This is a genomic window from Litoreibacter arenae DSM 19593, assembly GCF_000442275.2.
Taxonomy (GTDB): Bacteria; Pseudomonadota; Alphaproteobacteria; order Rhodobacterales; family Rhodobacteraceae; genus Litoreibacter; species Litoreibacter arenae.
Genome location: NZ_KE557306.1, coordinates 1,258,046 through 1,277,711, shown reverse-complemented (window position 1 = coordinate 1,277,711; position 19,666 = coordinate 1,258,046). Strand labels below are relative to the sequence as shown.

Genomic DNA, 19,666 nt, shown 5'->3' with positions numbered 1-19,666 from the left:
GTGTGCAATGAGTCGTCGTAGAGGGGCAAATTCGGGGATATTGGGGCGTATTCCAGCGTAGCAGCATCCGCCACCAACAGTTTGAAGATACACAAAAAATGCAAATAAATCAACACGCTAGATTATCCTGTGCCCCTATGATGGACTGGACCGACCGTCACTGCCGTGTTTTCCACCGCGCTATCACAAGGCACGCGTTGCTATACACCGAGATGGTCACAGCACCCGCCCTGGTACGCGGCGGGGCGGTTCATTTGCTCGACTTCTCGCCGGTGGAGCACCCCGTGGCTGTGCAGCTTGGAGGCTCCGAGCCGGATGAGCTGGCAGACGCCGCGCGGCTCTGCGCCGAGAGGGGGTATGACGAGATTAACCTCAACGTCGGCTGCCCGTCGGACCGCGTACAATCGGGCTGCTTCGGTGCGGTGCTGATGGAGCGTCCGGCATTGGTGGCCGATTGCGTGAAGGCGATGATCGAGGCGCAGCCGGTCGAGGTCACGGTAAAGTGCCGCTTGGGCGTGGACGACCAGGACCCCGAAACCGTGCTGCCCGACTTTCTGTCGCGCGTCCGCGATGCAGGCGTCACCCGCGTGGCAATTCACGCCCGCAAGGCGTGGCTGCAAGGGCTCAGCCCGAAGGAAAACCGCGACGTCCCGCCGCTGGACTATGACATCGTGCATCGCATGAAAGAGGCGTTTCCCGACCTGCATATCTCGCTCAATGGCGGGCTGGAAACGCTGGAGGCGGGGCTGCCGCATCTGGAAACGCTCGACGGGCTGATGTATGGCCGCGCCGCCTATCATCAGCCTTGGGACGTTCTTGCGGACGTTGATGAGCTTGTCTTCGGCGACGCCCCGCAGACCAAGACCCGCGCTGATGTGGTCCACGATATGCTGCCCTATATCGAGGCGCATCTGGACGCGGGCGGCAAGCTGGCGCAGGTGACGCGCCATATGCTGGGCTTGTTTGCAGGCCAGCCCGGCGCACGCGGATGGCGGCGCATCCTGTCGGAGGGGGCGCACAAGCCGGACGCAGGCCCTGCGCTCGTGTTGCAGGCGCTGGAGGCCGTGCAGATGGCTCAGGCGGCGTGAGCTTCGCGGCCAAAGGCTGGGTGAAATTCGACCGTGACGAGGGGACGGCCGCGTGGGCCGCACATGCGCGAAAGATCGCTGTTCCCCTGACGAAAGACCCGCGCTTTGCCGGTGACTGGCTGCGCTGCGGAGGGACATGGTTCGTTGGCGTCAACCTGTTGCCCAATGACGGGCAGGGGCGGTTGCCGGATGGCCCGCCCTTGGCTGGCCCTGCGATTGACTTCTTGCGGGCCGAGGGGCTGATGACGCCGTTCGACAGCGCTCAGGTCTCGGTAATCTACGAGGGCTACCCGAAGCCGTCGGATGCCGAGACGCCCGCCGCCTTCCGGTTTCGCCGCGACCGTGACGCGGCGCATGTAGACGGGCTGAAAGCCACTGGCGTCGACAAGCGCCGCCACGTGGACGAGCCGCATGGCTTCGTGCTGGGGTTGCCGTTGAACGAGGCCAGCGCCAGCCCGATGGTGGTGTGGGAGGGCAGCCACGAGATCATGCGCGAGGCGTTCACGGCGCGGTTGCAGGACGTCCCGCCGCAAGACTGGGCTGCGCAGGACGTGACCGAGACCTACCAAGCAGCACGAAAGCAATGCTTCGAGACGTGTAAGAGAATTGAAATCAGTGCGTTACCGGGTGAAGCTTATGTGATACATCGCCTTGCGCTGCATGGGGTCGCGCCGTGGCGTGATGGCGACACGGCCCCGCCCGAAGGCCGCATGATCGCCTATTTCCGCCCCGAACTTGAAGATATCGCCGACTGGCTGGCCTGACGCGGCGCCCGCAGGCGCATCACTTCAGTGGCGGTGTCTGGAACAGCCAGACCTTCAATCCGCCATGCGGCACCGCAGGGCCTTGGGTGAAGGGCAGCCCCGCCGCCTTCGCCAGCCCGGCATCAGAGGTGACGAGCGCCACACGCCAGCCGGAAAACCGCTCTTTCAGGGTCTTGCCCAGCGTGCCGTAAAGCGCGAACAGCTGCTTCTTGTCGCCGATCCGCCCGCCATAGGGCGGGTTGACGATGACCAGACCGGCTGGCCCGTCGGGCCGTTGCAAATCCGCGACCGCATGACATTGGAACTCGCACAAGGCTGATACGCCTGCACAGTTTGCATTCGCCACCGCGCTTTTGATCGCGCCCGCGTCGCGGTCGGAGCCGAACATGCGCGCGGGGCCTTTTACCACGCTGACCGCACGGCGCATTGCCTCAAACGCCTGCGCGTCGAAGCCCGCCAGATGCTCGAACGCGAAGCTGCGGGAGCGGCCTGGTTGCAGGCCTGCGGCAATCTCCGCCGCCTCGATCACAAACGTGCCAGAGCCGCACATCGGGTCCAGCACCGGCTCGACACCGTCATAGCCTGCTTGCCTCAGGAACAACGCGGCCAGATTTTCGCGCATGGGCGCCTTGCCGACAGCTTCCTTGTGGCCGCGCTTGTGCAGGCTGTCGCCGGACGTATCCACGCTGAGGGTGACGATGTTTTGCTCGATCCGGATTTTCAGCGTCACCTCGCCATCGGCGGAGGGCTTCATACCCGCTTTGCGCAAGGCTTTCTCAACCCGCTCGGTCGCCGCACCCGCGTGGTATATTTTCGAGCGTTTGCATGACGCCTCTACCCGCACGGTGGTTCCTGAATAGAACGTGTCGGCCCACGGGAATTCGTCCGCACGGTGGTCCAGCCCTGCAAGGCTCATCGCACGGAACGTGCCGATCCGCGCCAGCACCTTCGTGGCCCCGCGCAGCTCCAGATTGAGCCGCCAGACATCCGGCCAGCCCCCTATCATGGTGACGCCGCCGGGCCCGTAGCGGGCATCCTTATAACCAAGCGCGCGGAATTCCGGCAGCAGGGCAGCCTCCAGCCCCGGCGGGGCGACAGCGAAAATCTCAAGAGTATCAGTCATGGGGACGTCCATAGGACCACGCGGGCGAAGACGCTACCCCACACGTGCCTTGCGCCCGCCACGTCGCACCTTCAGCCGTGCGCCACGGGCGGGCAACTCGTCCAGCAGCGCCGCACGCGCCTCGTTGGACATACGCGACCACGCGCCAATCTCGTCGATGGTGCGCAGGCAGCCGGTGCAGATCCGCTCCGACGGATGCACGACGCACACCTTGATGCAGGGGCTTTGCACTTCGTCGCGGTGCCAGATGTCGTCACTCATGAATTACCCTTTATGTGCCGGATACGGTCCAACGCTCCTTGCAGGATAAACCCGGCAGCGACATGATCTATGACCTCCGCGCGACGTTTTCGTGATGTATCCGCCTCCAAAAGCGCACGTTCTGCGGCCACGGTGGACAAGCGCTCGTCCCAGAAGGTGATCGGCACGTCCGTCAGGCGCGACAGGTTTCGGGCGAAGGCGCGGGTCGATTGCACGCGCGGTCCCTCTGATCCGTCCATGTTCAGCGGCAGGCCCAGCACGATCCCCGCGACCTCGCGCTTGTCCATGATCGCCAGCAAGGCCGCTGCATCGACGCCGAATTTCTTGCGCTTGATGGTCTCCAGCGGGGTCGCGACCGACAGGAAGCTGTCCGACACCGCGACGCCCAGCGTCACGGTTCCAAGATCTAGCCCGACAATGGGCCGCATGGCGGGCAGGGCGGTCGCAAACGCCGCCATATCCTCGAAGATTTCGCCCATATCGCACTCGCCCGTTGCTTGGGCCCAGATAGGAGCAGTGGCGTCAAAATGTCCACCTCGATGTCGCATTTTGGCACTGTCAAAGTCTGGCGTGTCGCAACCGGCATGTGATATGTCGAAACCCGAGGGACGCATCAGCCCGCCGTAGCCCAGAAGGGACGCGACGCTGCTGCCAGAGGGGACCACTTATATGAAGCGCTATTCGGCTTTTGCCATCGCCCGCGAAGCGGCCCGTTTCCATTCCGGTTGGGAGCGCGCATGGCGGTCGCCCGAGCCGAAGAAGAAATACAAGGCCATCGTCATCGGCGCTGGCGGCCACGGGTTGGCCACGGCCTACTACCTTGGCAAGAACCACGGCATCAAAGACGTGGCGGTGATCGAAAAGGGCTGGCTTGGCGGCGGCAACACCGGGCGTAACACCACGATTATCCGGTCGAACTACCTGCAGGACCCGTCGGCGGCGATCTACGAGAAGTCCCGCTCGCTCTACGAGACCATGAGCCAGGACCTGAACTACAACGTCATGTTCTCCCCGCGCGGGGTGCTGATGCTGGCCCAAACCCATCACGAGGTGCGCGGCTACCAGCGCACGGCGCACGCCAACGCGCTGCAAGGGGTGAAGACGGAATTCATCGGCCCGCAGCGGGTCAAGGAAATCTGCCCGATCATGAATATCGAAGGCCCGCGCTATCCGGTCCTCGGCGGTCTGTTTCAGGCCCGCGGCGGCACCGCCCGCCATGACGCGGTGGCTTGGGGCTACGCCCGCGCTTGTTCCGACATGGGCATGGATATTATCCAGCAATGCGAGGTCACCGCCATCAAGCGCGAGGGCGGCGAGGTCAAAGGCATCTCCACCACCAAGGGCGAGATCGCGTGCGACAAGCTCTGCATCGTGGTCGCGGGCAATTCCGGCCATTTGGCGGATCTTGCGGGCTTCCGGCTGCCGCTCGAATCCGTGGCGCTGCAAGCGCTGGTCTCCGAGCCGATCAAGCCCTGCATGGACATCGTGGTCATGGCCAACACGGTGCATGGCTACATGTCGCAATCCGACAAGGGCGAAATGGTCATCGGCGGCGGCACCGACGGCTACAACAACTACACCCAACGCGGCTCGTTCCAGCATATCGAGGAAACCGTGCGCGCGCTGATCGAGACCTTCCCGATGCTGTCGCGCCTGAAGATGCTGCGCCAATGGGGCGGCATCGTGGACGTCACCGGCGACCGCTCCCCGATCCTGTCGAAAACCCCGCTGGGCAACTGCTTCATCAACTGCGGCTGGGGCACGGGCGGCTTCAAGGCTATTCCCGGCTCCGGCTGGGCCATGGCCGAACTGGTCGCCAAAGGCCATTCGCCCCTGACCGCCGAATTCGGTTTGGACCGCTTCAAAGAGGGCCGGTTCATTGATGAGAGCGTGGCCGCCGGGGTGGCACATTAGAATGCCTGCGTGTCACCTTCATCTGATCGGGTGGAACCTCTCGCGGTGTAACCGTGTTGTCGTGTTGAAAACAAACACGACAGGAGCTTTGCTATGGCGCAGCCAGACAACACCGAACGCACGCACACAACCACGACAACCACCACGGGCGGAGGTGCCGGTATGGGTATCATCGTCGGCGCACTTGTCGTCGTGGTCGCAGTGCTTGCCTACATCGTATTCTCAGGCTCCGACCCTGCCGCCAACGATGATGTCAACATCACCATCGAAGGTGCCGGCTCCGCCGTGGAAGGCGCGGCTGACGCAGTCGAAGGGGCCGTATCAGGCGACGCCGCAAACTAATCTTGACCCGAACGATCTGATTTGGGGACCGGTCGCGCCTTGTCGTGGCCGGTCCTTTTGCACGGCAAATTCCCGCTCAGCACAATTCGGCGCAAGCCCATGCGCATTTCCGGCCACCTCCCGCCCAAACCGCGCGCAAACCCCAACACCCGTTGAGCCTTGCGCCCAACGCGCCATCATGGAGACCTCACCAAAGGAGGTACTCCCATGTCTGACTACACCACCCAAAACGAAGGTATCGGCACGACGGGCCTCGTGGTCGCAGCCGTTCTTATCGGATTGTTTATCATCGTCCTCGCCATGCTTGGCGCAGGCTCGGTCACCGAGGGCGAGACAATGGCCGCACCGGAATCGCTCGAAGCACCCGCGGCTACAGCGCCTGCACCAGACGCCACAGCGCCTGTCACGACGGCCCCTGCCGACGGCGGCTAAACCCCCATTTAACGATTTCCTCCCTGATTTGGGCGGGTGCCACGCGGCGCCCGCCTTTTCCGCGTTTGAAAGAAGGAGCGCCCCATGCTGATCCTTGAATGTCCCTGCTGCGGCGTCAAAGCCGAGGAAACCGAGCTGCATGGCGGCGGCGAGGCCCATATCAAACGCGAAACCGTAGGGTCCGACGACGACGCGTTCGAGCAGTACCTGTTCACCCGCGCCAACCCGCGCGGCGTGCATCTGGAACGCTGGCGGCACGCCAATGGCTGCGGCAAGTGGTTCCACGCCGCCCGCGACACCACCACGCTGGAGGTCTTCGGCACCTATAGCGCCCAGACCTACGAGCCGCCCAAAGCCATCATCGACGCGATAAAGGCCAAACGCCCCGACTGGAGCCTCAAGGACTGGCAGGGCGCGACATGACCCCATCATTGCTTCATAAATACCTCCCCCGGAGGGTCCGACCCTCCAACACAGACGAAGGCCCGATCACATGAGCACCAGACTGTCCACCGGCGGCCGCCTGCTGAACAAATCCAGGCAGGTCTCGTTCCAGTTCAACGGCAAGCAAATGCGCGGCTTCGAGGGGGATACCCTCGCCTCGGCGCTGCTGGCCAATGACCAGATGCTCATGGGCCGCTCGTTCAAATACCACCGCCCGCGCGGCGTCGTGGCCTCCGGCGCGGAAGAGCCGAACGGCCTCGTCAACCTCGGCAAGGGCGGCAAGTTCGAGCCCAACGCCCGCGTCACCACGACAGAGCTGTTCGACGGGCTGACGGCCGAAAGCCAGAACCACTGGCCGTCGCTGGAATACGACGTGGGCGTGGTCAACAACTACGCCTCGCGTTTCATGCCTGCGGGTTTCTACTACAAAACCTTCATGGCACCAGCCCCCGCATGGAAGCACGTGTTCGAGCCGTTCATCCGCCGCGCGGCGGGCCTCGGCAAAGCCCCCAAAGACCGCGACGCCGACCGCTACGAGCATTTCTACGCATTTGTGGACGTGCTCGTCGTCGGTGGCGGCATTGCGGGTCTGCAAGCCGCAAAAGCCGCAGGCGAGGCGGGGGCCAAGGTTCTGCTCATCGAACAGACCGCCCATTGGGGCGGCCGCGCACCTGTGGATGGTGTCGAAATTGATGGCCAATCGGCGGAAAATTGGATCAAAGACACCCTGCAAGTGCTTGAAAAAATGGACAACGTATCCCTCCGCACCCGCACCATGGGCGCAGGCGTCTATGACCACGGCTATGTCACCGCGTACGAGCGCCTGACCGACCATGCGCCCACTGACGAAGACCTGCCGCGCCATCGTCTCTGGCGTATCCGCGCGGGGCAGACCGTCACTGCGACAGGCGCGATCGAGCGTCCGCTGGCCTTCGCGGGCAATGATATTCCCGGCGTGATGCTGGCCTCCGCCGTGCGCGACTACGCGACCAACTGGGCCGTCAGCCCCGGCGACCGCACGGTGGTCGTCACCAACAATGACGACGCCTACCGCACCGCGATCACACTGAAGAATGCAGGGCTGGACGTCCCCGCCATCATCGACGCCCGCCCCAATGGCGGCGGCGCGCTGGCGGACGAGGCGCGAGCGCTCGGTATCCGCATCGAAAACGGCAAGGCCATCGCGCAGGTCAAAGGCGGCAAGCGCGTCACCGGCGTCGAAATCACCGCCCATGCGGGTGAGGGCAACGCCCGCGAAGCCATCGACTGTGATGCGGTCGCCATGTCCGGCGGCTGGTCGCCCGTCGTGCATCTGTGGTCCCATTGCGGCGGCAAGCTGGTCTGGGACGACGCAAAGGCCCACTTCCGCCCCAACCCCGACGCCGCCCCAAAAGGTGCAAACGGCGAGGCGTTCGTCATCACCGCAGGCACCGCCAGCGGACCGATGGACAGCACTGCCGTTCTGGCCGACGCCGACAAGGCAGGCAAGGACGCCGCCAAACGGACGGGTCACACCCCCAAGCGCAAGGCGGCCCCCAAGGCCAACACCACCGACGAGGCACCGCTCATGCCGGTGTGGAAAATGCCGCAAGGCGCGGGCTACAAGCTGCGCTCCAAGATGTGGCTGGATTACCAGAACGACGTGAAGGTCTCCGACATCCAGCTCGCCGCCCAAGAGGGCTACGAGAGCGTCGAGCACACCAAGCGCTACACCACCATCGGCATGGCGACGGATCAGGGTAAACTCAGCAATATCAACGGCTTGGCGATCCTTGCTGACAGCCTGAACAGCCCGATCCCCTCGGTCGGCACCACCACGTTCCGCCCGCCTTATGCGCCCATCTCCATGGGCTCCATCGGCGGCGAGGCCCGGGGGGAGGTGTTCCAGCCGCTCAACCGCACGCCGCTGCATGACTGGCACGAAGCGAACCACGCGTATTTCGAGCCGGTCGGCCACTGGCGCAGGCCCTATTGCTACCAGCGGCCCGGTGAGACGGTCGAACAGGCGGTGCACCGCGAGGTGAAGGCCACCCGCGACAGCCTTGGGCTGCTGGATGCCTCCACCCTGGGCAAAATCATCGTAAAAGGCCCCGATGCGGGCAAATTCCTCGACATGATGTACACGAACATGATGTCCAACCTGAAGCCGGGCAAATGCCGCTACGGTCTCATGTGCTCCGAAAACGGGTTTCTCATTGATGACGGCGTGGTCGCGCGGATCGACGAGGACACATGGCTTTGCCACACCACTACGGGGGGCGCCTCGCGCATCCACGGGCATATGGAGGAATGGCTGCAAACTGAATGGTGGGACTGGAAGGTCTACACCGTCAACGCGACCGAGCAATGGGGCCAGATCGCCGTGGTCGGCCCCAATGCCCGCAAGGTGCTGGAAAAGCTCGGCGGCATGGACCTGTCGAAGGGGGCGCTGGCCTTCATGGAGTGGAAAGAGGGCAAGATCGGCGAGTTCGACGCCCGCGTCTTCCGCATCTCCTTCTCCGGCGAGCTCAGCTACGAGGTCGCCGTGCCTGCCAGCCAGACCCGCGCCTTCTGGGATGCATTGCATGAGGCCGGGGCGGAGTTCAACGCCACCGCCTACGGCACCGAAGCACTGCACATCATGCGGGCCGAAAAGGGCTTCATCATGATCGGCGACGAGACCGACGGCACCATCATCCCGCAGGATCTGGGGCTGCACTGGGCGCTGTCGAAAAAGAAGGACGACTACCTCGGCAAACGGGCGCAGCAGCGGGTCCATATGACGGACCCCGCCCGCTGGCAGTTGGTGGGGCTGGAGACCGTGGATGGCTCGACCCTGCCGGACGGGGCTTATGCGGTCGTGGAAGGCACCAACGCAAACGGCCAGCGCAACACCGAAGGGCGCGTGACGTCGACCTACCACTCGCCCACGCTGGGCAAGGGCATCGCCATGGGGCTGGTGCTGAACGGGCCGGAGCGTATGGGCGAGGTGCTGGATTTCCCCAAAGTGGATGGCGAGGTGGTTCAGGCCAAAGTCGTCAATGCGGTGTTCTATGATCCCGAAGGGGAGAAGCAAAATGTCTAATGCAGTCAGCGCCTTGCAAGGCGCAACTTCCGACGGGATCGCCAAGGTGACGGAAGTGGGCCTGCGCGGGATGATTATCCTGCGCGGCGATCTGACCTCCGCCAAGTTGAAGAAAGCCGCCAAGGCCGCCACTGGTGTGGCGTTTCCGGACGTGCGGGAATGCCACTGCGACGGTGACAAGGGGTTGGCATGGATGTCACCCGACGAGTTGCTGGTGATGGTACCCTATGCGGATGTGGTGGACGCAACCGCCCGCATTGCAAAGGCACTGGCGGCGGATCATGCTTTGGCAGTCAACGTCTCCGACGCGCGGGCCGTGTTCAGCATTGAGGGCGCAGGCGCGCGGGAGGTGCTGGCCAAACTCGCCCCCGTCGATCTGTCCCGCAAGGCCTTCACCAAGGGCATGTTCCGCCGCACGCGGCTGGCGCAGGCCCCCGTCGCCTTCTGGGCGCGGGACGAGGATGCGTTCGACCTGATGTGCTTCCGCTCCGAAGCGAAATACGTGTTCGATCTGCTGACGATCTCGGCGAAAGCGGGCTCGCAGGTGGGGTTTCTCTAGGCGTCGAGACGAATTGGGTGGTGACGGGAACCAAACCTGCCCGCGCCACGTTGATCAAACGAGACTTGACCCGGCGCGCCTGCGCGCTCAGTTAGGTCATATTGAAATTCTCACGTCCATAAAGGGGGCCCATATAATGGCTTTTGAACTTCCTGACCTTCCTTACGCCCATGACGCACTGGCCGATAACGGCATGTCCAAGGAGACGCTGGAGTATCACCACGACAAGCACCACAACGCTTATGTGGAGAACGGCAACAAGGCGATCAAAGGCACCGAGTGGGAGGGCAAGTCCCTCGAAGAGATCATCAAGGGCACCTATGACAAGGGCGCCGTGGCGCAGAACGGGATTTTCAACAACATCTCGCAGCTGTGGAACCACAACCAGTTCTGGGAAATGATGAGCCCCGGCAAGTCTTCCATGCCCTCCGAGCTTGAGGCCGCGCTGAAGGACAGCTTCGGCTCCGTTGACAAGTTCAAGGAAGAATTCTCCGCTGCGGGCGCAGGCCAGTTCGGCTCCGGCTGGGCTTGGCTGGTGAAAGACACTGATGGCGGCCTGAAGGTCACCAAGACCGAGAACGGCGTGAACCCGCTGTGCTTCAACCAGACGGCGCTTCTGGGCTGCGACGTGTGGGAGCATTCCTACTACATCGACTTCCGCAACGCGCGTCCGAAATACCTGTCGAACTTCCTCGACAATCTGGTGAACTGGGAAAATGTCGCCTCGCGCATGTAAGTTTTGCCACCAATGAAATCGAGAAACCCCGCCAGTTGTGCGGGGTTTTTCTTTGTCCAAAGGGGAACTTGCCGCGAGGGGGCGGGTTGGTCTTGTGAACTCACTCAACACGCAGGAGGTCCCCCATGGCAGAGCGCCACAGATCCAAAGACAAGAGCCGCGATACAGACAAGATTATGGGCGAGAAAGGTGCGCCCTCCGGCCAGGGCCGCGATGGCGGCAGGCTTGCCCGCGAGATCGGGAGCACTGACGAGCTGAAACGCTCCAACGAGCGCCCGGCAGGTGCGACGCGGGTGACGAAGGAAAACGAGGAGGAGAAGGAATGACCGGACTTCCGCATAAGGCATGGGTCGTTGTGGCAGACGGCGAGAAAGCCCTGATCCTCGAAAATCTGACCGATGGCGAGAACCCCAACCTGAAAGTCGTCAGCAAGGACGAGCAGGACAACCCGAAAGACATAGAGCAATCCGCCAACCGCCCCGGCCGCATGCATGACAATGGCCAGGGTCAACGCTCCGCGCTTGATGACACGGATTGGCATGAATTGGCGAAAGAGCGGTTTGCCGCAGACTTGGCCGACATGCTGTACGAGAAGGCTCACAAAGGGAAGTTTGAGGCTTTGGTCATCGTTGCGGCTCCGAAGATATTGGGCGAGTTGCGTGATGCCTTGCATCAGGAAGTGACGAACAAGGTCATCGGCGAGATTGACAAGACGCTGACCAACCATGACGTGCGCGACATCGAGAAGATCGTGAAATCCGAGCTTGCCAAATGAGCGTGGATTGACCTGATTGAGTGCGCTGACGCGCACGCGAGATGATTTGAAAAGACCTCCCGAGCTGACGCTCGGGGGGTCTTTTGCCTGATTGCTGGCGTAGACGTGATTGGCGGCACCGGTGCGGCTCTGGCATGTGTTGGTTTGAGTATTTTTGACCAAATGGAGACATTGGATGCGCGTTGTATTGATCGTTGCCTTGAGCCTTTGGGCCGGACTGGTCCATGCCGATGTGGCGCCGCGCGCCGGCTGGGTGGTTATTGAGACCGCCAAGCCTTACGCGCAACTGGTCGAGGACGTGAAAGTCGCCGTCGGTGCAAATGGGATGGGCGTGGTGACGCAAGCGGGGCCGACGGGGGCTGCCAAGGCGCGGGGCATCACCATTCCGGGCAACCGTGTCATTGGCGTGTTCAACAACAAGTTTGCGGTGCGGATATTGGCATTGTCGACCGCCGCAATGATCGAGGCCCCGATCCGGCTCTATGTAACGGAAACCGGCGATGGCGGGACGTTGAGCTACAAGATGCCGTCCTTCGTGTTCGCCCCCTATGTGGGCGAGGCCGGGCCTGAGCTGACCGAAGCGGCAGAGGAACTTGACGCGATTTTCATGACCATTGCCGAAGAAGCCACCCGTTGATACCCATGGGCAAGCCCGGAGCAGGAGAGCCCTATGACGACTTCTAAACGAGCCGCCGACCTGCTGGCCGAGCGTCTTTACGAGGCGGGATGCCGCCACGCTTTCGGCATGCCCGGCGGCGAGGTTTTGACACTGATCGACGCGCTGGAGAAAGCGGGGATCGCGTTCGTTTTGTGCAAGCACGAGAACGCCGGCGGGTTCATGGCCGAAGGGGTGCATCACGTGAACGGAGCGCCCGCCATTCTGGTGGCGACGGTCGGCCCCGGCGCGATGAATGGCGTGAACGTGGTTGCAAACGCCCATCAGGACCGCGTGCCGATGATCGTGTTGACCGGCTGCGTCGATCCTGACGAGGCGCTGACCTATACGCATCAGGTGCTGGACCATCGGCGCGTTTTTGACGAGATCACCAAGGCAACTTTTACCCTGACGGTTGAGGGTGCCGACATCGTCGCCGACAAGGCCGTCAGCATTGCCACGGAGGGCCGCCGCGGCCCTGTGCATATCGACGTGCCGATCTCGGTGGCCGACACTGTGGCTTCGCCGAAGCTGCGTCGCCGTGCGCCTGCGGGGCTGATTGCGCCGTCAGGTGGCGATCTGGCGCTGGCGCAGACATGGCTGGACAGCGCGGAGCGGCCGGTGATCATTGCGGGGCTGGATGTGCTCTATGACGACAGCCATGCCGAGCTTGTGCAGTTTGCCGAAACTCTCGGTGCGCCGGTAATCACGACCTACAAGGCCAAGGGGGTGATCCCCGAAACGCATCCGCTGGCGCTTGGGGGCGCGGGGTTGTCGCCCTTGGCGGACAAACATCTGTTGCCGCTGGTGCGGGCCGCTGATCTGGTGATCTGCGTCGGCTATGACCCGATCGAGATGCGGCCCGGTTGGCGCGAGGTCTGGGACCCCGATCAGGTGCGCGTAATCGACATCTCCGCCACGCCCAACCACCACTACATGCATCAGGCGGGCTTGAGTTTCGTCTGCGACACAGGGGCGGCGTTGCGGGCTTTGACCGAGGGCGCGGTCACGCGGGAAAGCTGGCCGGAAGGCGAGGTTGCGGCGACAAAAGACGCCTTGGCGGATGCGTTTCCGCTGGATGACGCTTGGGGGCCGGCTGGAGTGATCGCGGAATGCCGCGCGGTGCTGCCAGACGACGCGATTGCCACGGTTGACAGCGGAGCGCACCGGATATTGCTGTCGCAAATGTGGACCTGCCACGCGCCGCGCACATTGCTGCAATCCTCGGCGCTGTGCACCATGGGTTGCGCGGTGCCAATGGCGATGGGCGCGAAATACGCGGCACCGGAGCGCTGCGTGGTGAGCTTTTCGGGTGATGCGGGGGCGTTGATGGTGGCAGGCGAGTGGGCGACGGCGAAGGAGCACGGGTTGAACACGATTTTCGTGGTCTTCGTCGACCGCTCTCTGGCGTTGATCGAGTTGAAGCAGCGCCAGCGGCAGATGGGCAATACGGGCGTGGATTTCGACGCGCACGACTTTGCCGCCATTGGCCGCGCTTTTGGCGGGGAGGGGCATACGGTCACCTCGCGGACCGAGCTGCGGGATGCCTTGACGGCGGCGATGCGGGCTGAGACGTTCACCGTGATCGCGGCTGTCATCGACCGGAAGGCCTATGACGGGCGGATTTAGATTTTAATGCCTCCGGCGGAGGTATTTATGAAGCAATGATGGGCATATAGATGGCAGGCGCGTTGGACGGAATTAGGGTGCTGGATCTCAGCCGCATATTGGCGGCACCGACATGTACGCAGCTTCTGGGCGATTTGGGGGCGGAGGTCTGGAAGATCGAGAACCCCGGCACGGATGGCGATGACACGCGCAAATGGGGGCCGCCCTTCGTGCACGACCCCGATGGGGCGCGCACCGATCTGAGTGCCTATTTCATGTGCGCCAACCGCAACAAGCTGTCGGTGGGGGTCGATATCTCGACGTCGGAGGGTCAGGCGACCATTCACGCGTTGGCCGCGCAGGCGGATGTGGTGATCGAGAATTTCAAGCCCGGTGGGCTGGACAAATACGGGCTGGATCATGCGAGCCTTCTGGCGGCACATCCGCATCTGATCTATTGCTCGGTCTCGGGGTATGGCCAGACGGGGCCGAACCGCGCCAAGCCCGGCTATGATTTAATGGCGCAGGGCTATGGCGGCATCATGTCCCTGACCGGAGAGCCGGACGGCCGCCCGATGAAGGTCGGTGTCGGCATCGCGGATGTGATGTGCGGGATGTATGCGACCGTGGGCATTCTGGCCGCCCTGCGCCACCGCGACCGCACTGGCGAGGGGCAGCATATCGACGTGGCTCTGGTCGACAGCCAGATCGCTTGGCTGATCAACGAAGGCGTGGCGCATCTGACCACCGGAAAAGAGCGCAAGAGGCAGGGCAACGAGCATGCCACCATCGTGCCCTACCAGACCTTCGAGACCGCCGACGGGCATGTGCTTGTCGCGGTGGGCAATGACAGCCAGTATGCGCGGTTTTGCGAGTATCTGGGGCGGCCCGATCTGGCGGAGGACCCGCGCTTTTCCACCAACCCCGCCCGGATCGAAAATCGCGGCAAGCTGTTGAAAATCCTCGAAGGTCTGATGGCGGAACGCGACAGCGCCGATGTGCTCGCAGGGCTGGAGGCGCGCAAGGTGCCGGTCGGGCCGGTGCACACGCTGGGGCAGGTGTTCACGTCCGATCAGGTGGCCGCCCGCGACATGAAGATCAAGATGGCCCGCGACGATGTGGCGGGCGGGGCGGTGACGCTGATCGGCAACCCGCTAAAGCTGTCCAAGACGCCCGTGACCTACCGCCACCCGCCGCCTCATTTCGGCGAGGATACGGAGGCGGTGCTGGAGTGGCTGAAGCAGCAAGGTTGACCTAACCCCGCGCAAAATAGCAAGAATTCGCGCACCCTTGCGGGATGTGCCGTATTTTTGATCACCCTCACCCCACGCGGCGTCACGTCTGCGTTATTCTGCCCGCACAGGCGTTTACCGGTGACCATCTATCGCTATCACAGATGGGCGGTCCAAATTGCCGCACCGGAATCGACAATAGGGCCAGCGCATGTATCAAGACGTATTCGGGCAGGACACCACGATAGGCTCGCGCGACGCGCTGGCGGCTTGGGACAGGACGTTGCTGGCCTTTATGGCGCATGGGGCCGAGACGCCGACCCATCTGGGCGAAACCCTGAGGTTCGACCCCGACTTCGCGCTGGGCCACGCGGTCAAAGGCATGTTCTATCTGCTGCTGGGCCGCCGCGAGTTGTCGGAAACCGCCCGCGAGGCGCTGGGGCTGGCCGAGGCTGCGGCCCTGACCCGCGCCATATCCGCCCGCGAGCAATCCTTCATCCACGCACTGCGCGAGATGTATGGCTGCGCGCCGAGCAAGGCCATCAGCCATTTCGAGGACGTGCTGGCCGTCCATCCCGGCGACACGCTGGCGATGAAGATGAGCCATGCCGTCCGGTTCATCCTGGGTGATGGCAAGGGCATGCGTAGCTCCATCGAGGCGGTCATGGGGGCTTACGGGCCGGATCACGCGGGGCGGGGCTACATGATGGGCTGTCACGCCTTCTCGCTGGAGGAAACCGGCGACTACAAGGCCGCCGAGGCCGTGGGGCGCATGGGGCTGTCCGTCAGCCCCGACGATGCGTGGGGGCTGCATGCGGTGACACATGTCTATGACATGACCTGCAACGCCGCAGGCGGGCTGGAATGGCTCGACGGGCGAGAGGCGGCATGGGCGCATTGCAACAATTTCCGCTATCACGTCTGGTGGCACAAGGCGCTGCTGCATCTCGATCTGGGGCAGACCGAGACCGTTCTGGCGCTCTATGACACGCAGATCCGGGCCGACAAGACCGATGACTACCGCGACATCTCCAACGCGACCTCGCTTCTGTCGCGGCTGGAGCTTGACGGCGTCGATGTGGGCGACCGTTGGGAAGAGCTGGCGGACCTGTCCGCCAACCGTACCGAGGACGGCTGCCTGATCTTCGCCGATTTGCATTACCTGCTGGCGCTGATCGGCGGCTCCCGCAAGCAGGCGATTGCCAAGCTGATGGGCCGGATGCACCGCGACGCGAAATCCGGTTGCTTCGAGACCGACCGGCTGATGGCCCGCCCCGGCCTGAGTGCCGCCAAGGGGCTGGAGGCGTTCGGCGAGGCGGATTACACCACCGCGTTTCTCAACCTCGCCCGTGCGCGCCCCAGTATGCAGGACGCGGGCGGATCGCACGCCCAACGCGACGTGTTCGAGCGTCTGACCATAGATGCGGGCATCCGCGCGGGCTTCCTCGACGAGGCTGAAGCAATCCTCAAGGACCGCAAACGCAAGCGGGCAGGGGCCGAGGACGGCTACGCCGCCGCCCGTTTTTCGCTCATTTCGCAGGCCCGTGACGAGACCTCTTGCGCGGCTGCCACGCCTGCACAATAAGGCGCTTTAGAATCGACGAAAAGAACCGCAATAACATGACCATGGTCTCCAGTTCTCATCTGTCACCCGCCGCTGACGCATATGCCGTCAGCGCGTCCGCCACCGGCACGTCCGGCGTGACGACGCGCGATCCACGGCTCGATTTCTACCGTGGAATCGCCATGATCATCATCCTGTTCGCCCACACCCCCGGCAACTTCTTCACCAGCTGGATTCCCGCCCGCTGGGGGTTTTCCGATGCGACCGAGATCTTCGTATTCTGCTCCGGCATGGCCTCCGCCATCGCCTTTGGCCGCACCTTCGACCGCGCGGGCTGGCTCATGGGGGCGGTGCGCGTGGGCTACCGTGTCTGGCAGGTCTACTGGGCGCATATCTGCATGTTCTTCACCATCGCCATGATGGTCGCATGGTGGGACAGCTTCGGCATTTTCGAGACCAACTACATCAATTCTCTGAACCTTCCGCCGATTTTCGAGGGCCGCACCGGCAAGGAAACCGGCATCGTCACCACCAGCGCCGATAACCTGATCGGCATTTTCACCCTGACCTATGTGCCGAACTATTTCGACATCCTGCCGATGTATATGGCGATACTGGTGATGATGCCCTTCGTCATGGCGCTCTCCCGCGTCAGCCTGTGGCTGACCGCCGCCGTTAGCATCACTGTCTGGCTGTTCGCGCAGGAAGGCCTGCTGACATGGCTGGGGGCCGAGCATCTGTGGCTGAGCCTGCCCGCAGAGCCGTGGTCGGACCGTCACTGGTTTTTCAACCCGTTCGGCTGGCAGCTTTGCTTCTTCACCGGCTTTGCCTTCATGCGCGGCTGGATTCCCGCCCCGCCGGTCAAAACATGGCTGATCGCGCTGGCGGCGGTAATCGTCATTGCCAACATTCCGCTGTCCAATGTCGGGGTGCGGGCGGTCAGCGAGGGCTGGTTTGGCGCGTTCGACGGCAACCCCGTGGTCGACTGGCGCGTGGCCAACAAGCCGTTTATCGACAAATCCTCCTTCGCGATCCTGCGCTATGTGCAATTCCTGTCGCTGGCCTATCTCGCATGGGTTGTCGCAGGCGAGGGCGGTCACCGCCTGATCGCACGCGGCGGCACCGCGCTGTCGGATGCATGGGGCAAGTTCGTCAAGATCATCATGAAGATCGGCCAGCAAAGCCTTGCAGTCTTTGTATTTTCCATGGTGTTCGCCCGCATTTCCGGCTTCGTCATGGACCAGATCGGGCGTGAAACCGGCACCGTGGTTCTTGTCAATCTCGTCGGCGTCGGCGCGTTGGTCTTGGTCGCTTATTTCGTCGCGTGGATCAAAGGCACCCCGTGGAAACCCGCGAAAGGGGCCGTCGCATGAGCCTGTCCCGTCGCGCTTTCCTCACCATGCTGGGGGCCGCCGCCATGGCTGGCCCCGCCAGCGCTCTGCCGATGTTCAAGGGCGACGCCACGCCGTTTTCACTCGACTGGCTGAAGTCCGAGGCGCAGCGTCTTGCCGGTGCGGATTACGCGCCCATGCCAGAGGTGCCGGACGCGTGGAAAAACCTGACCTATGACCAATACAAGGCGCTGGTATTCAACACCAAAAAGGCGCTCTGGTCCGACACCGACCGCGCCTTCCAGATGGATTTCTTCCCGCCCGGCCTCTATTTTCCGCGCCCGGTGGAGATCAACATCGTCGAGGGCGACACCGCCCGCACGCTGGCCTTCGATGTGTCGCTGTTCAAACGCTACGAGCAGTTCCCGAAAGAGCTGGTCGACGCCGCCATGGCCGAAGACCCGATGGACAGCACGCTGGGCTATTCCGGCCTGCGCCTGCGCCACGAGCTGCGCAAACCCGGCAAGTTCGAGGAGTTCATGGTGTTCCAGGGCGCCAGCTATTTCCGCGCCATCGGCACCGGCCAGACCTATGGCCTGTCCGCACGCGGTCTGGCGCTGAACACCGGCGAGGCAGCAGGCGAGGAGTTCCCCGAGTTTACCCGTTTCTGGGTCGAAGCGCCGTCCGAGGACGCCACCACGATCACCGTGCACGCTCTGCTCGACAGCCCGTCGACCACCGGCGTCTACAGCTTCCGCATCACGCCGGGCTTGCCGGTCCGCGTCGCGGTCGAAGCGACGCTCTACCCGCGTGTGGAGCTTCCCCATGTGGGCCTTGCGCCGCTCACGTCGATGTTCCTGTTCGACCAGACCAACCGCGCCCGCTTCGACGACTTCCGCGAGGCGGTTCATGACAGCGAAGGCCTGCTGGTCTGGAATGGCGCGGGCGAGATGCTCTGGCGTCCGCTGGCCAACCCGTCCACGCTTCAGGTTTCCAACTTCGTCGACGAAAACCCGCGCGGCTTCGGCCTGATGCAACGCGCCCGCCAGTCCGAGGATTTCGCCGATCTGGAGGCGCTCTACCACAACCGGCCCTCGCTCTGGATCACGCCGCAAGGCGACTGGGGGCAGGGTGCCGTCACCTTGGTGGAAATCCCGTCCGACAAGGAGATCTACGACAATATCGTGGCCTATTGGCGACCCCGCACGCCGCTGGCCGCCGGTCAGCCGCACAGCTTCGCCTACGACATGGCATGGGGCGGCGAGCCGGAGGACACGCGGCCCGTGTCCCATGTGCTCAACACCCGCATCGGCAAAGGCTACGACAAGGAAAAACCCTACACGATCATCGCCGTGGACTTCGCCGATCACGAGGCATTCGGCACCAAGGAAGCCGATCTCGACGACATCACCCGCTTCATCAGCACCAATCGTGGCACGGTCTCCGACGGGGTATTGCAGCGCAACGAGGGAACCGGCGGCGTCCGCCTCGCGTTCAAGTTCGAGCCGGGCGAAGAGGTCACGGCAGAGCTTAGGGTGCAACTGGTGAAAGACGGAAAATCGCTGACCGAAGTCTGGCTTTACAGGTGGACCGCATGACCGCATATGGCCCGATCACCCGCGCGCCGATGATGCCGCCGGAACGGCCTTTGGCGTTTCCGGTGCAGGACCTGTCGTCCGATTACCGCGACGGCGCGGCGCCGGAATTGCCCAACAATCCCACCACCCGGCTTTGGCGTTGGGCGACGTTTCTGCCGGCCACCTTGACCACGGTT

The 19,666-nt window shown here is 63.3% G+C and carries 20 protein-coding genes; 17 read left to right on the top strand and 3 right to left on the bottom strand.

Annotated features, from left to right (window positions below; genetic code table 11):
- Window positions 1-98 precede the first annotated feature (98 nt).
- The gene (dusA, locus tag THALAR_RS06335) at window positions 99-1,088 is read left to right on the top strand and encodes a tRNA dihydrouridine(20/20a) synthase DusA (RefSeq protein ID WP_040817311.1); all 990 of its coding nucleotides are present in this window, start codon (window positions 99-101) and stop codon (window positions 1,086-1,088) included.
- Window positions 1,085-1,852, top strand: a complete 768-nt coding sequence (locus tag THALAR_RS06330; protein WP_021100671.1) for a hypothetical protein — start codon at window positions 1,085-1,087, stop codon at window positions 1,850-1,852. Before dusA ends, THALAR_RS06330 begins: the two co-directional genes overlap by 4 nt.
- Before the next feature lie 19 nt (window positions 1,853-1,871).
- Here the strand turns inward: THALAR_RS06330 and THALAR_RS06325 are convergent, their stop codons facing one another.
- Genes THALAR_RS06325 through ruvX form a run of 3 tightly spaced genes read right to left on the bottom strand, consistent with a single transcriptional unit; the run spans window position 1,872 to window position 3,715 of the window.
- Window positions 1,872-2,975 carry a THUMP domain-containing class I SAM-dependent RNA methyltransferase gene (locus tag THALAR_RS06325; RefSeq protein ID WP_021100670.1) on the bottom strand — a complete coding sequence of 368 codons (1,104 nt, stop codon included), beginning with the start codon at window positions 2,973-2,975 and terminating at the stop codon, window positions 1,872-1,874.
- 33 nt (window positions 2,976-3,008) lie between these two features.
- Entirely contained in the window at window positions 3,009-3,236 is a 228-nt protein-coding gene (locus THALAR_RS06320; RefSeq protein ID WP_021100669.1) for a DUF1289 domain-containing protein, read from the bottom strand.
- Complete coding sequence (gene ruvX / locus THALAR_RS06315) at window positions 3,233-3,715, bottom strand: Holliday junction resolvase RuvX (RefSeq protein WP_021100668.1); 483 nt, start codon at window positions 3,713-3,715, stop codon at window positions 3,233-3,235. The genes THALAR_RS06320 and ruvX overlap by 4 nt, the downstream gene beginning before the upstream one ends.
- A 190-nt stretch (window positions 3,716-3,905) precedes the next feature.
- Here ruvX and THALAR_RS06310 point away from each other — a divergent pair, with 190 nt between their 5' ends.
- The 15 genes from THALAR_RS06310 (at window position 3,906) to THALAR_RS06240 (ending at window position 19,490) form a co-directional block, all read left to right on the top strand.
- Entirely contained in the window at window positions 3,906-5,150 is a 1,245-nt protein-coding gene (locus THALAR_RS06310) for a sarcosine oxidase subunit beta family protein (RefSeq protein WP_021100667.1), read from the top strand.
- A gap of 93 nt (window positions 5,151-5,243) precedes the next feature.
- On the top strand, window positions 5,244-5,492 hold the full coding sequence (locus tag THALAR_RS06305; protein ID WP_021100666.1) for a hypothetical protein: 249 nt from the start codon (window positions 5,244-5,246) through the stop codon (window positions 5,490-5,492).
- Between the two features lie 207 nt (window positions 5,493-5,699).
- On the top strand, window positions 5,700-5,924 hold the full coding sequence (locus THALAR_RS06300) for a hypothetical protein (protein WP_021100665.1): 225 nt from the start codon (window positions 5,700-5,702) through the stop codon (window positions 5,922-5,924).
- Window positions 5,925-6,008: 84 nt separating this feature from the next.
- Entirely contained in the window at window positions 6,009-6,347 is a 339-nt protein-coding gene (locus THALAR_RS06295; protein ID WP_021100664.1) for a sarcosine oxidase subunit delta, read from the top strand.
- A gap of 70 nt (window positions 6,348-6,417) precedes the next feature.
- A complete protein-coding gene (locus THALAR_RS06290; protein WP_021100663.1) occupies window positions 6,418-9,432 on the top strand; it encodes a sarcosine oxidase subunit alpha family protein in 3,015 nt (1,004 codons plus the stop codon).
- The gene (locus THALAR_RS06285) at window positions 9,425-9,991 is read left to right on the top strand and encodes a sarcosine oxidase subunit gamma (protein WP_021100662.1); all 567 of its coding nucleotides are present in this window, start codon (window positions 9,425-9,427) and stop codon (window positions 9,989-9,991) included. Before THALAR_RS06290 ends, THALAR_RS06285 begins: the two co-directional genes overlap by 8 nt.
- Window positions 9,992-10,127: 136 nt before the next feature.
- Window positions 10,128-10,727, top strand: a complete 600-nt coding sequence (locus THALAR_RS06280; protein WP_021100661.1) for a superoxide dismutase — start codon at window positions 10,128-10,130, stop codon at window positions 10,725-10,727.
- 125 nt (window positions 10,728-10,852) lie between these two features.
- On the top strand, window positions 10,853-11,053 hold the full coding sequence (locus tag THALAR_RS06275; RefSeq protein ID WP_021100660.1) for a hypothetical protein: 201 nt from the start codon (window positions 10,853-10,855) through the stop codon (window positions 11,051-11,053).
- Window positions 11,050-11,502: a host attachment family protein gene (locus THALAR_RS06270; RefSeq protein WP_040817308.1), complete on the top strand. Its 453-nt coding sequence runs from the start codon at window positions 11,050-11,052 to the stop codon at window positions 11,500-11,502. The genes THALAR_RS06275 and THALAR_RS06270 overlap by 4 nt, the downstream gene beginning before the upstream one ends.
- 175 nt (window positions 11,503-11,677) lie before the next feature.
- Window positions 11,678-12,139, top strand: a complete 462-nt coding sequence (locus tag THALAR_RS06265; RefSeq protein ID WP_021100658.1) for a DUF302 domain-containing protein — start codon at window positions 11,678-11,680, stop codon at window positions 12,137-12,139.
- Between the two features lie 33 nt (window positions 12,140-12,172).
- Window positions 12,173-13,786, top strand: a complete 1,614-nt coding sequence (locus tag THALAR_RS06260; RefSeq protein WP_021100657.1) for a thiamine pyrophosphate-binding protein — start codon at window positions 12,173-12,175, stop codon at window positions 13,784-13,786.
- Window positions 13,787-13,836: 50 nt separating this feature from the next.
- The gene (locus THALAR_RS06255) at window positions 13,837-15,018 is read left to right on the top strand and encodes a CaiB/BaiF CoA transferase family protein (RefSeq protein ID WP_021100656.1); all 1,182 of its coding nucleotides are present in this window, start codon (window positions 13,837-13,839) and stop codon (window positions 15,016-15,018) included.
- A 190-nt stretch (window positions 15,019-15,208) separates the two neighbouring features.
- The gene (locus THALAR_RS06250; RefSeq protein ID WP_021100655.1) at window positions 15,209-16,582 is read left to right on the top strand and encodes a tetratricopeptide repeat protein; all 1,374 of its coding nucleotides are present in this window, start codon (window positions 15,209-15,211) and stop codon (window positions 16,580-16,582) included.
- Between the two features lie 35 nt (window positions 16,583-16,617).
- On the top strand, window positions 16,618-17,934 hold the full coding sequence (locus THALAR_RS06245) for an OpgC family protein (protein WP_021100654.1): 1,317 nt from the start codon (window positions 16,618-16,620) through the stop codon (window positions 17,932-17,934).
- On the top strand, window positions 17,931-19,490 hold the full coding sequence (locus tag THALAR_RS06240; protein ID WP_021100653.1) for a glucan biosynthesis protein: 1,560 nt from the start codon (window positions 17,931-17,933) through the stop codon (window positions 19,488-19,490). The genes THALAR_RS06245 and THALAR_RS06240 overlap by 4 nt, the downstream gene beginning before the upstream one ends.
- Window positions 19,491-19,666 lie beyond the last annotated feature (176 nt).